This window comes from Antarctobacter sp., assembly GCF_034670325.1.
In the GTDB taxonomy this organism is placed as follows: domain Bacteria; phylum Pseudomonadota; class Alphaproteobacteria; order Rhodobacterales; family Rhodobacteraceae; genus Antarctobacter.
This window is the reverse complement of record NZ_JAXMNR010000005.1, coordinates 408,064-421,948: the sequence shown is the minus strand read 5'-3', so window position 1 is coordinate 421,948 and position 13,885 is coordinate 408,064. Positions and strand designations below refer to the sequence as shown.

8 protein-coding genes are annotated in these 13,885 nt (G+C 63.5%); 5 read left to right on the top strand and 3 right to left on the bottom strand.

What is annotated here, in order from left to right; genetic code table 11:
* Positions 1–122 precede the first annotated feature (122 nt).
* Both VOI21_RS15125 and VOI21_RS15120 read right to left on the bottom strand, forming a co-directional pair.
* Positions 123–605: an HMA2 domain-containing protein gene (locus VOI21_RS15125; protein WP_323770774.1), complete on the bottom strand. Its 483-nt coding sequence runs from the start codon at positions 603–605 to the stop codon at positions 123–125.
* The gene (locus VOI21_RS15120; protein ID WP_323770773.1) at positions 595–861 is read right to left on the bottom strand and encodes a DUF5132 domain-containing protein; all 267 of its coding nucleotides are present in this window, start codon (positions 859–861) and stop codon (positions 595–597) included. Before VOI21_RS15120 ends, VOI21_RS15125 begins: the two co-directional genes overlap by 11 nt.
* 375 nt (positions 862–1,236) lie before the next feature.
* On the opposite strand from VOI21_RS15120, the gene VOI21_RS15115 reads away from it, so the two are divergent.
* Complete coding sequence (locus tag VOI21_RS15115; protein WP_323770772.1) at positions 1,237–3,831, top strand: HAD-IC family P-type ATPase; 2,595 nt, start codon at positions 1,237–1,239, stop codon at positions 3,829–3,831.
* Positions 3,832–3,895: 64 nt separating this feature from the next.
* Positions 3,896–6,295 carry a phosphoenolpyruvate synthase gene (gene ppsA / locus VOI21_RS15110; protein WP_323770771.1) on the top strand — a complete coding sequence of 800 codons (2,400 nt, stop codon included), beginning with the start codon at positions 3,896–3,898 and terminating at the stop codon, positions 6,293–6,295.
* Positions 6,296–6,441: 146 nt separating this feature from the next.
* Here ppsA and VOI21_RS15105 read toward each other — a convergent pair whose 3' ends face one another.
* On the bottom strand, positions 6,442–6,921 hold the full coding sequence (locus VOI21_RS15105; protein WP_323770770.1) for an Lrp/AsnC family transcriptional regulator: 480 nt from the start codon (positions 6,919–6,921) through the stop codon (positions 6,442–6,444).
* Positions 6,922–7,031: 110 nt separating this feature from the next.
* On the opposite strand from VOI21_RS15105, the gene VOI21_RS15100 reads away from it, so the two are divergent.
* From VOI21_RS15100 to VOI21_RS15090, 3 genes are all read left to right on the top strand, one after another.
* Positions 7,032–10,463, top strand: coding sequence for an indolepyruvate ferredoxin oxidoreductase family protein (locus VOI21_RS15100; RefSeq protein WP_323770769.1), 3,432 nt, complete (start codon positions 7,032–7,034; stop codon positions 10,461–10,463).
* 79 nt (positions 10,464–10,542) lie between these two features.
* Positions 10,543–12,588 carry an FAD-dependent oxidoreductase gene (locus VOI21_RS15095; RefSeq protein ID WP_323770768.1) on the top strand — a complete coding sequence of 682 codons (2,046 nt, stop codon included), beginning with the start codon at positions 10,543–10,545 and terminating at the stop codon, positions 12,586–12,588.
* Between the two features lie 138 nt (positions 12,589–12,726).
* Positions 12,727–13,752, top strand: coding sequence for a Fe(3+) ABC transporter substrate-binding protein (locus VOI21_RS15090; RefSeq protein WP_323770767.1), 1,026 nt, complete (start codon positions 12,727–12,729; stop codon positions 13,750–13,752).
* The last annotated feature ends 133 nt before the right edge of the window (positions 13,753–13,885 follow it).

Here is a 13,885-nt window from a genome sequence, read left to right as displayed (position 1 = left end):
TAGGGGCATGTCGACCGTTGGATTGCGTGGCGCATATTCCGCCCCGGACCTGATCCGGGGCCTCGTGGGGCAGGCAGAGGCCCCGGGTCAGGCCCGGAACGTGGCCCGCTGACAAGGCGATGTCACTTGCGCCGCGACAACAGTGAGTAGGCGGACATGGCGAGCGAGGCCGCTGGACTGGCGATGCGCCCGCGAGTCAGTTGAACAACCGCCCCGGCGGCCAGCATCAGCGCGATCAAGGTGCGCAGGTCAAGCGCGCCGTCGGTCTGATTGCCAATCGCCATATCCGCCTGCGCAAGACCAAGGTCTATCACCTGACCCAGCGGAGGATGTTTGAGCGGTGCAAGTATCTTGACCAGTCCGCTGTCCTGAAGCGTCTGCAAAACCGTTTCCGTCGGAACCAGTGTATCGATGATCACGCTGGCGGTGTTGGGGCGGATGCGCACGCGGTGGGCGCCATCGACCCGCGCCAGCCGATTGGCCAGTTCGCCTGAGTCGCCACCGGGCGGCGCGGTCAGGCGCAGACGCAGCCGGTGGCCGGTCTGGTGGGCGACATAAGCCTTGACCGTGTACCGCGCGGGATGCGGCGTGACATTAGTCGGCATGGCCGTCTTGGGCCGTGGCCTCTGCGGCCTCGCGGCGCTCTGCCTCCATTTCTTCGCGGATTTCGGCGGCGATGTCCTCAAAGTGTTCATAGGCCTCGGCACCGGCTTTGCTGAACTCGGAAAAGGCGGTGCTGCCGGTGCGCATCGCCGCACGGGCGAGGGGGCGTCCCGCGCGCCCGACGGCCTGCGCCACACCCGGTATCAAAAGAACCGCGCCCGCAGTGACCAAAGCCCCCAGCATGAAGTTCTTGTTCAAGGCATTCTCTCCTGTTTTTGGGACCTAGCTAGCCCTGTCAGGCTCATTTCTGCAACATATTGGACACTGGCGCAGTGCCAATGTGCGACAGCCAATCACCCCACGCGGCCGCTGAGGCGTGGGGTCACATGCCGCCCCTGACGCGGGCAGCCGTGGCGCGCAGCACGAGATGTCAGGGACGACCCTAGGCGTTGGGCGATGAATTCCCGATGACATGGATCAAGTTTGGCCTGTCCTGCAAGCGACGGCATAGCGGCCATGCGTCATCGGTTGCTTGACGCACGTCAAACAGATCGCCGATGGCTGTGTCTAGGGTGCGGGACAGGCGGCGGTCCTTTCGGGATACGACAGACAGGCGGGACAGGAGCAATTGGCATGACGGGCGACAAAAGCTATGGGCTGACGACGCAAGAGGCCGCACGCCGCTTGCAAGAGGTCGGCCCCAACCAGTTGGCCGAAAAGAAACCAACCTCGCGCTGGACCATTCTGGCTCGGCAGTTCACCAGCCTGCTCATCCTGATGCTGATTGTCGCCGCAGCAATTGCAGCCGCCTTGGGGGAAACGGTCGATGCGATTGCGATCATGCTGGTTGTCGTGCTGAACGGCATCCTGGGCTTTGCGCAGGAATGGCGGACCGAGACGGCGTTGGCAGCGCTCAAGAACATGCTGGCGACCGAGGCGCGCGTTGTTCGCGACGGCGCGCAGGTGATGATCGACACGCGACAGATTGTGCCGGGTGACCTTGTGATCCTCGAGGGTGGCGACAAGGTGCCTGCGGATCTGGTGCTGACTACGGGGATGCGGCTGAAGGTCGATGAAAGCATCCTGACCGGTGAATCGGTGCCAGTGGACAAGACGCTGGGGGACGAGGCGACGCGCCTGTTCATGGGGTCGAACGTAGTGGCGGGCCGCGCCGAAGGCGTGGTGCATGCCACCGGGTCAAAGACCGAGTTCGGCAATATCGCGGAATTGACCGCCTCTATAGATGTCGGGCAGACTCATCTTCAGGCACAGCTTGGCCGCCTTGCCCGGCTGCTTGGCGGGGTCGCCGTAGGGCTTGCGGCGCTGGTGCTGGTGGCGGGGCTGATGACGGGCCGCCCGTTGCAGGAAATGTTCCTGACCTCGATCGCGCTGGCGGTGGCCATGGTGCCCGAAGGCCTGCCTGCGGTGGTGACGATCACGCTGGCGCTGGGGGCCTCGGCGATGTTGCGGCGGCAGTCGCTGGTGCGGCGGTTACAGGCGGTCGAAACACTGGGCGCTGCGACTGTCATCTGCACCGACAAGACCGGCACCCTGACCGAAAACGCGATGACGGTAACGCGGGTCTGGACACCGGCGCGCAGCTACGATGTGTCGGGCACCGGTTATGATCCCGCCGGGCATATTGCCACCGACGGCACCCGGGTGCGCACCGCGGACGACGCACGGCTGGCAGAGTTGATCGACGTCGGCCTGTCGTGCAACCACGCCGAACTGTCGCGCATCGGCGACGGGTGGCGCATGGTCGGCGACCCGACCGAAGGCGCGCTGGTCACGCTGGCGTTCAAAGGCTGGGCGCGTCTGCCCGATGTCGCCGACCGTCTGGCCGAAATCCCCTTTGACGCGGATCGCAAGCGGATGAGCGTGGTGATGCAACGTGGTGAGCATCTTGTGCAGATGGTCAAGGGCGCACCGGAATCGGTGCTGGATGTCTGCGACCGGGTACAGGGGCTGGATGGCACGGCGCAGGCGTTGACGCCGGAAGACCGCGCCGAGATAGAGCGCGTGGCAGCGGACATGGCCTCGGACGGGCGCCGGTTGCTAGGCTTTGCGCGGCGCATTGTCGACGATCCGATGGCCGAGGAACACGGGTTGGTCTTTCTGGGGATCGTCGGGATGATCGATCCGCCGCGCCCCGAAGTGCGACAGGCCGTCGGACTGTGCCGCAGCGCCGGTATCCGTGTGGTGATGATCACCGGCGACGCGCCCTTGACGGCGGCGGCCATCGCCCGTGAGATCGGGCTGGAGGTGCACAGCGTACTGACCGGGGCCGACCTTGATGCGCTATCGGACGACGAGCTTCAGGAAAAGCTGAACGGCAACACGCATTTCGCCCGCACCGCCCCCGCGCACAAGATGCGCCTGGTCGAAATGTTGCAACAACGGGGAAACCTTGTTGCCATGACCGGCGACGGGGTGAACGATGCGCCCGCGCTGCGGCAGGCCGACATCGGTATCGCCATGGGCCAGCGCGGCACCGATGTGGCCAAGGATGCCAGCGATCTGGTGCTGCTGGACGACAACTTTGCAACCATTGTCGGCGCGGTCGAGGAAGGCCGCCGCCAATTCGCCAACATCCAGCGGTTCGTGCGCTACCTGCTGTCGTCGAACGCGGGTGAGGTGGTGGCCATTGTGATCAACCTTTTCCTTGGTGGGCCGCTGATCTTTCTGGCAACGCAGATCCTGTGGATGAACCTTGTCACCGACGGGGTGACGGCGGTGGCACTGGGCATGGAAAAGGCCGCTCCCGATGTGATGGCCCAGCCTCCGGTGCCCAAGGATCACCCGATCCTCGATGCAACCGGGTTGGTGATGATCGTCTGTTTCGGCATCTACACTGGCAGCGCCAGCCTTTGGCTTTTCTACACACACCTGCCCGAGGGTGCGGATCTGGCGCGCACAATGGCCTTTACCGGCATGGTGCTGTTCGAAAAGGTCAGCGTCTTTGCCTTTCGGTCGTTCCGCCTGCCGCTGTTCCGCATCGGGTTCTTTTCCAACCGGCCCCTGCTGATCGCCTTTGCCGCCATGATGGGGGCTCAGGTGGCGGCGGTCTACTGGCCGCCGCTGCAAAACCTGTTGCACACTGTTCCGCTGTCGCTGGAGCAGTTGCAGGTGCTTGGGTTGCTGGCCTTGCCCCTGATTGTGGTGCCGGAGGTGTTGAAATTCGCCCGTGGGTCGCGCACGCGGGGTATTTCGCAAGCACCGCGTTGACCTGAATCAACGAAGCGGCGGCGGCTTTGGCTAGGCTCTCGGTCAATCTAGGGAGGATTGACCGATGGCGCATGAGAACGGCGGGGACACGCGGAACCTGATCTGGTTCGAGCATCTCAAGCGGGGGGATGTCGCCCTTGTCGGTGGCAAGAACGCCTCACTGGGGGAAATGGTGCAGTCGCTGGATGCCAGCCGCATCCGCGTGCCGCCGGGGTTCGCGACCACCTCGCAGGCGTATCGCACCTTTATCGAGGCGAATGCCTTTGGTGAGGTTCTGCGGCAGGAACTGGACGCGTTGGCAGCGGGGCAAAGGACGTTGGCGCAGGCGGGGCGCGCAATCCGCGAGACGCTGGCCACCGGGAGTTTCCCGACTGAGATCGAGACCGATATTCTGAACGCCTACCGCGAGTTGGGCCGCCGTTTGGGGCGCGAGAACCCGTCGGTCGCGGTGCGGTCGTCCGCCACCGCCGAGGATTTGCCGGACGCCAGTTTTGCCGGTCAGCAAGAGACATTTCTGAACGTGACAGGGGAGCGCGCGCTGCTATTGGCCTGCCGTCGCTGCTATGCCTCGCTGTTCACTGATCGGGCGATCACCTACCGCGAAATCAACGGGTTCGACCATCTGGAGGTGGCGCTGTCTATCGGTGTCCAGTTGATGGTGCGCTCGGATATCTCCGGGTCCGGAGTGATGTTCTCGATCGACACGGAAAGCGGCTTTGACAAGACGGTGCTGATCAATGCGGCCTGGGGTCTGGGCGAAAACGTGGTGCAGGGCGCGGTCAGCCCGGATGAATATCAGGTCTACAAGCCGTTTCTTGACCGGCGCGACTTATGCCCGATCACGCACAAGGCGCTGGGCGCGAAAGAGATCAAGATGATCTATGGCACAAGTGCGGGCATGGCGACGCGCAACGTGCCGACCTCGAAGGCGGAGAAAGAAAGCTTTGTCCTGACGAATGCCGAAATCCTTGAACTGGCGCGGGCGGCGGTGGAGATCGAACAGCACTACGGCTGTCCGATGGATATGGAATGGGCGCGCGACGGGCTGGACGGGCAGTTGTACATCGTGCAGGCGCGGCCTGAGACGGTGCAGTCGCGCCGGGGGGCCGGTGCCATGAAAAGCTATCGGCTGGACAGCCATGGCGACACGCTGCTGAAGGGGCTCAGCGTCGGCGGGGCGGTGGCCAGTGGCGAAGTCTGCATCATCGAAAGCGCGGCGGACATCGACCGCTTTGTGGATGGATCGGTTCTGGTGACATCGACCACCGACCCGGATTGGGTGCCGGTGATGAAACGCGCCGCCACCATCGTCACGGATCATGGCGGGCGGACATCCCATGCCGCCATAGTCAGCCGCGAGTTGGGGGTGCCGGCGGTGGTCGGCACCGGAAACGCGACCCATGTCCTGCACGACCACCAGCTTGTCACCGTTTCTTGTGCCGAGGGCGAAGAAGGGATGATCTACGCCGGATTGGCCGAGGTGACGGTCGAAGAGTTGGATCTGGAGCATGTGCCAGAGACGCGCACGCAGGTGATGCTGAACATCGCCAACCCGTCCACTGCCGCGCGCTGGTGGCGGTTGCCGGTGGATGGCGTCGGGCTGGCGCGGATGGAATTTGTGGTCTCGAACGAGGTCAAGGCACATCCGCTGGCCCTGACCCGCTATGATCAGATGGGAACGGACGAAGAGCGCGCGGCGATTGACGCGCTGACCAAAGGGTACGCGGCGCGGGAGGATTACTTTGTCGAGACGCTGGCGCGCGGGCTCTCGCGCATCGCGGCGGTCTGGTATCCGCGTCCGGTCATCGTGCGGATGAGCGACTTTAAGACCAATGAATACGCCGACCTGCTGGGGGGGCGCAGTTTCGAGCCGGAGGAAGAAAACCCGATGATCGGGTTCCGGGGCGCGTCGCGCTATTATTCCGATGACTACAAGGATGGTTTTGCGCTGGAATGCCGGGCGATCCGGCGGTTGCGAGAGGAGATGGGCTTCGACAATGTCGTGGTCATGATCCCCTTTTGCCGGACCGTGGACGAGGCCGACCGGGTGCTGGAAGTCATGGGCGAACAAGGGCTGGCACGTGGGGAGAAGGGGCTGCAGGTCTACGTGATGTGCGAAATCCCGTCGAACGTGATCGAGGCGGAGAAGTTCGCCGAGCGGTTCGACGGTTTTTCCATCGGGTCCAACGACCTGACCCAGTTGACGCTGGGGGTCGACCGGGATTCCGCCGCGCTGGCCGGGTTGTTCAACGAGCGGGACCCGGCGGTGCTGTGGATGATCCAGACAGTGATTGGCAAGGCGCGCGCGGCGGGGCGCAAGATCGGGCTTTGCGGGCAAGCCCCCAGCAACGATCCGGGTTTTGCGCGTCTGCTGGTGGAGGCGGGGATCGATTCCATTTCTGTTACGCCGGACAGTTTTCTGGCGGTAAAGAAGAACGTGGCAGCGGCGGAACAGGACGGCTGAGCGGGCGCAATCATGCGGAGCGCGCTGACGCGCGCGCAGGGTGTCTCGCACTACGGCCTTTGGCCTTGTGCTCAGGTGAGGGGGCGCTGCCCCCGTCGCCAAAGGCGCCTCCCCCGGATTATTTGTGCCAAGAAGAAGCCCGGGGGTCAGGCGGTGAGGGGAACCTCGGTGCCCTGCTTGATCCGGCGCAGGACGAACATCGTGGCGGTGCCTGCGACATTGGGGTGTTCGAGGACATGGCGCATCAGGATGGATTCCAGATCGGCGATGTCGCGCACAAGGAGATGCAGCAGGTAGTCCCATTCGCCTGAGATCGAATAGACCTCTGTTATGGCCGGTTCCACCTCCATCGCGCGCTGAAATTCGGCGCGGGCGCGGGAATCCTGTGATTTCATCCGCACCTGCACAAAGGCATCCATGCCAAGACCCACGGCGGCGGGTGTCACATGGCGCACCGGGGTGCCGATCACGCCGCGTTCCTCGAGACTCTTGAGCCGACGCCAGCAGGTCGCGGGCGAACTGTTCACAGAATCGGCAAGCTCCTGCATGCTGCCAGACGCGTCTTTTTGCAAAACGGCAAGGATGCGGCGGTCGAGGTCTGTTATTTGAGGCAAATCTCTCACCATTTTCGGGTGGATGAAATGTACTCTGCAATTATTGGCGGATTGCTGCAAGTTTGGCAGCCAATATTCAGCATTAAACGCGAAAATCGCCCATCCAGCCATGAGAGGGTGCCATGACCGATTTGACTCCGATTCTGACCGACTACACCTTGGAAGACCGTTACACGCGGTTGCAGGGGCGGGTGTTCCTGACTGGCACGCAGGCCATTGTGCGGATTGCGCTGGATCAGGCCCGGCGAGACCGGGAGCGGGGTCTGGATACGCGGGGCTATGTCTCTGGGTATCGCGGGTCGCCGGTGGGCGGCATTGATCTGGAGGTGGGACGCAACGCGCGGCTGGTCGAAGACGAAGGCATCACCTTTCTGCCTGCGGTCAACGAGGAATTCGGCGCAACCCAGATGATTGGCACCCAGCAGGTTGAGACGGATCCCCACAAGACTTGCGAGGCAGTGTTTGGCCTGTGGTACGGCAAGGGACCGGGGGTGGACCGGGCAGCGGATGCGTTGAAGCACGGCAATGCCTATGGTGCCTCGCCCAAGGGCGGTGTGTTGGTGGTGGCGGGCGACGATCATGGCTGTGTGTCGTCGTCGATGCCGCATCAATCCGACGTGGCATTCATGAACTTTTTCATGCCAACGCTGAACCCGACCAATGTGGCCGAGTTCCTGCCGTTCGGGGAGTGGGGCTATGCGCTCTCACGGTTTTCCGGGATGTGGGTCGGGTTCAAGGCGATTTCCGAGACGGTTGAATCCGGCATGTCGTTTGATTTGCCGGTAGATCGTGACTTTGTGGCACCTGAGTTTACCCCGCCGAAGACAGGGTTGCATTACCGCTGGCCCGACCTGCCGGGGCCGCAGATCGAAGAGCGGATGGAGGCGAAAAAGAACGCCGTGCTGGCCTTTGCCCGCGCCAATCCGATTGACCGGGCGGAATGGGGGCATGAGGCCCGGTTCGGTATTGTGACCACCGGCAAGGCGCATCTGGACACGCTGGAGGCGCTGCGCCTGTTGGGGTTGGATGAGGCGGCGGCGCGCGAACTGGGCATCGACATTTACAAGGTTGGCATGGTCTGGCCGCTGGAAGATGTGGGCGCGTTGGCCTTTGCCGCAGGCAAGCAGGAACTGCTTGTGATCGAGGAAAAGCGCGGCATCATCGAGAGCCAGCTCAAGGAGTATTTCTACGACTTCCCCGGCCAGAAACCGCAACGAATGGTCGGTAAGCGCGATGAGCATGGCGCGCGGCTGGTGCCGTGGACACATGAACTGGGCGCTTTGATGCTGGCGCGGATCATCGCGCAGCGGTTGGATTTGAACCTTGGCACATCGCTTACGGAACGGGCCGAGGGGCTGGTGCCGCCGCCGAACCTGATCGAGGTGCCGGGGGCCGCGCGGACGCCCTACTTCTGCTCGGGCTGTCCGCACAATACCTCGACCAAGGTGCCTGATGGCAGTGAGGCGCTGGCGGGCATTGGCTGTCACTTCATGGCCAGTTGGATGGACCGCAACACGACCTCACTGATCCAGATGGGCGGTGAGGGTGTGAACTGGGTCGCGCGGTCCAAGTTCAACGGCAACCGGCATGTGTTCCAGAATCTTGGCGAGGGGACGTACTATCATTCAGGGTCCTTGGCGGTGCGGCAGGCCATCGCGGCGGGCACCAACATCACCTATAAGATACTGTTCAACGACGCGGTGGCGATGACCGGCGGGCAGACGGTGGACGGGCCGATCTCGGTTGAGGCGATTGCCCATTCGGTTCTGGCCGAGGGGGCAAAGCGGGTGGTCGTGGTGTCGGATCAGCCCGAGCATTTCCACGCGGCGGACCTGCCTGCGGGCGTGGCGATCGAGCACCGGCGTGAGATGGACCGCGTTCAGCGGGAATTGCGCGAGATCCCCGGTACGACCGTGCTGATCTATCAGCAGACCTGCGCGACGGAAAAGCGGCGTTTGCGCAAGCGCGGCAAGATGGAAGACCCTGCGAAGTTTGCCGTGATCAACCCGCTGGTCTGCGAGGGGTGTGGCGATTGCGGAGTGGAATCGAACTGCCTGAGTGTCGAGCCGCTGGAGACGGAATTTGGCCGCAAGCGGCAGATCAACCTGAACTCCTGCAACAAGGATTTCACCTGTGTGAACGGGTTCTGCCCCAGCTTTGTCACCGTCGAGGGTGCGACCTTGAAGAAGGGGCGGGGGGTGTCCGAGGCGCAATTGGCAGAATTGCAAACGGGGTTGCCTGCCCCTGTGCTGCCGTCGCTGGACGCACCTTGGGACATTCTGGTGACGGGGGTTGGCGGCACGGGCGTCGTCACCGTCGGTCAGTTGATCGCCATGGCGGCAAACCTTGAGGGCAAAGGCGCCAGCGTGCTGGACTTTATGGGTTTTGCGCAGAAATTTGGCCCGGTGCTGAGCTATCTGCGCATGTCGTCGACGCCGCAGGAGGTCAATCAGGCGCGGATTGAGCCGTCTTCGGCGGATGCGTTGATTGGCTGTGATCTGGTGGTCAGTTCCTCTCCCAAAGCCTCGATGACGTATCGCGCGGGCCATACGCGCGGCGTGGTGAACACTGCGCTGATGCCGACGGGGGATTTCACCCGCAACCGCGACGCGGACCTGAAGGCCGGTGAGCGGCTGGCGCGGATCGGGGCGGCTGTGGACAGGGCGGCGCTGCACGGGCTGGATGCCAATGCGCTGTCAGAGGCGCTGTTGGGCGATACGGTTTTTGCCAACGTGTTGATGCTGGGCGCGGCATGGCAGGCGGGTCTGGTGCCACTGTCCGAGGCGTCGCTGATGCGGGCGATAGACCTGAACGGTGTCAAACCCGATGTGAACAAGCAGGCGTTCCATTGGGGCCGGGTGGCGGTCCATGATCCGCAGGCAGTTGAGCGGATTGCAGGCACGCAGGCGCAGCCGGTGCAGTCGCTGGAGCAGATGATCGACCGCCGGGCGGCGTTTCTGGTGGACTATCAAAATGATGCTTGGGCGCAGGACTATCGCGATACGCTTGCCCCGGTGATCGCCGCAGAAATGCAGGTGGCAGGTGCGCCGGGCGCGCTGACGGAGGCGGCGGCCAAGGGCCTGTTCAAGCTGATGTCCTACAAGGATGAATATGAGGTCGCCCGGTTGCACACCCAGACCGGGTTTCTGGACGGGTTGAAGGACCGGTTTGAGGGTGACTTTACCGTCAAACACCATCTTGCCCCGCCGATGCTGTCCAAAGGCGTGGACGCGCGCGGGCGTCCCCTCAAGCGGGCATTTGGGCCCTGGGTGCAGGTGGCGTTCCGGCAGTTGGCGCGGATGAAAGGCCTGCGCGGCACCGCTTGGGACATCTTTGGCCGGACCGAAGAACGCCGGATGGAGCGGGCCTTGATCGCGGAGTATCGCACGCTGTTGGAACGGTTGGTAGCCGGGCTGACGGTCGACAACCGGGAGGAGGCCGCGCGCATTGCGGGTCTGGTCATGGACATCCGAGGCTTTGGTCCGGTCAAGGCAGAGGCGGTCGACAGCACTCGCGCGCGCATCGCGGAGGCAATGACGCCCTATGGTGGTTGAACACCTTTAACCGACCGGTCGTTTGGGCTACGTCCTTGGGCAGACGCCCAAGGCAGGGGCGAGGAGAGGAGTCCGCACAATGACCACTGACAGCCCCGTTTCCGTCACCCGCGAAGGCGATCTTGCCTGGGTCACCATCGATAACCCCCCCGTCAACGCGACCAGCACGGCAGTGAGGGCCGGATTGGCGCGGGCCGTGGCTGAGGTTCAGGGCGCGCGGGTCGCGATCCTGACCTGTGCGGGCAAGACATTTGTCGCGGGCGGCGACATGTCGGAATTCGATGCGCCCCCGGTAGAGCCGCATCTGCCAGACGTGGTGCAGATGATCGAGGACAGCGGGACGCCGTTTGTGGCGGTGATGCAGGGCAATGTCCTGGGTGGCGGGTTTGAGATTGCTTTGGGCTGTGCGTGGCGGATCGCGGCAAAAGGGACGCGGTTTGGTCTGCCAGAGGTCAACGTGGGCTTGATCCCCGGTGCGGGCGGGACCCAACGCGCGCCGCGCCTGATCGGGATGGAGGCGGCCATTGATATGGCGGCCTCTGGCATGATGCTCGACGCCGATGCGCTGCTTGGGCTGGGCGGTCTGGATTTGGTCGCTGAAGGCGATCTTACGGCGGCCGCGCGCGGGTTTGCGGCGGAGTTGCCCGTCCGACCGGGCAAGGTTTCCGAACGTGAGGCCGCGCCAATCAGTGCCGAGACGCTGGAGGCCAAGCGCGCGGCGGTCGCCAAGCGCGCGCGCGGGCAGGCCTCGCCCCTGTTGAATATCGACGCGCTGCAATGGGCCTATCTGCCGTTTTCCGATGGCCAACCCAAAGAGCGCAAGTTGCATCTGGAGTTGCGGCAAAGCGCCGAAAGCCGCGCCTTGCGCCATGCCTTTTTTGCCGAACGAGACGTGGCGCGCCCCAAGGCGGCAGAGGGGGCCGTTCCGCGTGACCTGAAACGGATTGCCGTTGTCGGCGGTGGCCTGATGGGCGCAGGCATTGCGGTGGCGAGCCTTGGCGGTGGGCTGGAGGTTGTTTTGATCGAACGCGATGCGCAGGCGGCGGCCTGCGCAGCGGACCGCGTTGCCGGGTTGATCGACGGTGCCGTCAAGCGCGGCAAACTGAGCGAGGCAAAGGCGGCAGAGCAGAAAGCGCGGTTCACGGCGACGGCGGACTATGCGGATGCGGCGGATGTCGATCTGGCAGTCGAGGCAGTGTTTGAAGACCTTGAGGTCAAGCGCGCGGTGTTCCGGCAATTGGCCGACGTGGTGTCGCCGGACACGATCCTTGGCACCAACACCTCCTACATCGACCCGAGCGAAATCTTTGATGGTATTCCCAACCAGTCACGCTGCCTTGGGCTGCATTTCTTCTCACCTGCGCATGTGATGAAACTGCTGGAGATCGTGGCGTTGCCCGACACCTCGACCGATGTGCTGGCGACCGGCTTTGCCTTTGGCAAACGGCTGCGCAAGGTGTCGGTTCTGGCGGGCATCTGCGACGGGTTCATCGGCAACCGGATGTTGGCGGAATATCGGCGGGTGGCGGAATACATGCTGGCCGACGGGGCGCTGCCGCAAGAAGTGGACGCCGCCGCGCGGGAGATCGGTTTCCCGATGGGACCATTCGAATTGCAGGACCTGACGGGGTTGCAGATCGCCTGGGCCAACCGCAAGCGGCAGGCGTCCACGCGCGATCCGGCGCTGCGGTATGTCACCATCTCAGATCAAATCTGCGAGGCGGACAGGCTGGGCCAGCGCAGCGGAAAGGGCTGGTATGACTACGTCGAGGGGGACCGCAACCCGCGCCCGTCGGCAGAGGTCGAGGCGGTGATTGTCGGGTATTCCAAGGTGCAAGGCATCACGCGCCGCAGCTTTGACCGCGAGGAGATCGTGGCGCGTATCCTGTCGGTTCTGGCCAATGAGGGCGCGCGGATTGTCGAGGAAGGGATCGCCGAGACAGAGGCCGCCGTCGATATGGTGCAGATCCACGGCTATGCCTTTCCGCGTTGGCGAGGTGGGCCGATGCAGGCGGCTGAGGAACTTGGCTGGGACGAGGTCGCAGCGGTGATGGCGCGGTTGGCCGAGGAAAGCCCCGGCAGTTGGGTTCTGAGCGAGCGGGTTCGCAACGCCGGGGGTGTCTAACGCCGCCGGGCGGGTCTGATTGCGCCATCACAAACAGGGAAAACAATTCTGACTAAAATGATCAGCAAAGCTTGCATCGCGTCGCGGTTTCTGAAATTGACTAAAAGCATAAGGAATTGCACCCAAGAGGAGCACAGCATGAAACTGACGTCGGGACTTTCCGCGCTGACCTTGATCGCAACGGCGGGGTTGACCCCCGTGGCGGCCATGGCAGAGGGCGAGGTCAACATTTATTCTTCGCGCCACTACGACACCGATGAGCGGCTTTACTCGGACTTCGAGGACGCGACCGGCATCACCATCAATCGCATTGAAGGCAATGCAGATGAGCTGATCGCGCGGATGCAGGCAGAGGGGCGCAACTCGCCCGCGGACGTGCTGCTGACGGTCGACACCTCGCGTCTTGAGCGCGCCAAGGATGCCGGTGTGCTTCAGCCGATTGAAAGCGCCGTGCTGGAAGCGCGCGTACCGGGCTATCTGCAGGACGCCGGAAACGAGTGGTTCGGCTTTTCCCAGCGGGCGCGGATCATCTTTTACGACAAGCAGGACGTGACGACCCCGCCCGCGACCTATCAGGATCTTGCCGACCCGATGTACAAGGGTCAGGTCTGTATCCGGTCGGGCACCAACTCTTACATGCAGACGCTGCTGGCGTCGCTGGTCGAGCATCTGGGCGAAGACGGCGCTCGGGACTGGGCCGCTGGCGTGGTGGCGAACTTTGCCCGCGATCCGCAGGGCGGCGATACCGACCAACTGCGCGGCATCGTGTCGGGCGAATGCGATATCGTCCTGTCGAACACCTATTACTTTGCCCGCACTTTCCGCATGGATGTCAGCGGCGTGACCGAGGGTCTGGACCAGATCGGCTGGGTCTTTCCCAATCAGGACGGCACCGGCGCGCATATGAACCTGTCCGGCGGCGGCGTGGCTGTTCATGCACCGAACCGCGAGAACGCCATCAAGTTCCTCGAATACCTGTCGAGCGATCAGGCGCAAAAGTATTTCTCGGCGGGCAACGATGAATACCCGGCGGTTCCGGGTGTCGGTCTGAGCCCATCGGTGGCGGCGCTGGGGTTCTTCAAACCTGACGATGTGGACCTGAGTGCTGTGGCCAAGAAGATCCCGACGGCGCAGAAGATCTTTAACGAGGTTGGCTGGAAGTAAGCTCGCAGCAACAGGCAGAACAATAAGGCGCGGGGGCAACCCTCGCGCCTTTTTTCGTGGGTGTGGGGCGGAGGTACCGGGGTAAGCCCGGGATGGGGGCGGGGTCAGCAGTTGTGAGCCGGGCCCACCGACA

Excerpts from the sequence above, each read along its gene's own strand:
- VOI21_RS15125 (WP_323770774.1), bottom strand. The coding sequence starts at position 605 with ATGCCGACTAATGTCACGCCGCATCCCGCGCGGTACACGGTCAAGGCT.
- VOI21_RS15115 (WP_323770772.1), top strand. The coding sequence starts at position 1,237 with ATGACGGGCGACAAAAGCTATGGGCTGACGACGCAAGAGGCCGCACGC.
- ppsA (WP_323770771.1), top strand. The coding sequence starts at position 3,896 with ATGGCGCATGAGAACGGCGGGGACACGCGGAACCTGATCTGGTTCGAG.
- VOI21_RS15105 (WP_323770770.1), bottom strand. The coding sequence starts at position 6,921 with ATGGTGAGAGATTTGCCTCAAATAACAGACCTCGACCGCCGCATCCTT.
- VOI21_RS15100 (WP_323770769.1), top strand. The coding sequence starts at position 7,032 with ATGACCGATTTGACTCCGATTCTGACCGACTACACCTTGGAAGACCGT.
- VOI21_RS15095 (WP_323770768.1), top strand. The coding sequence starts at position 10,543 with ATGACCACTGACAGCCCCGTTTCCGTCACCCGCGAAGGCGATCTTGCC.
- VOI21_RS15090 (WP_323770767.1), top strand. The coding sequence starts at position 12,727 with ATGAAACTGACGTCGGGACTTTCCGCGCTGACCTTGATCGCAACGGCG.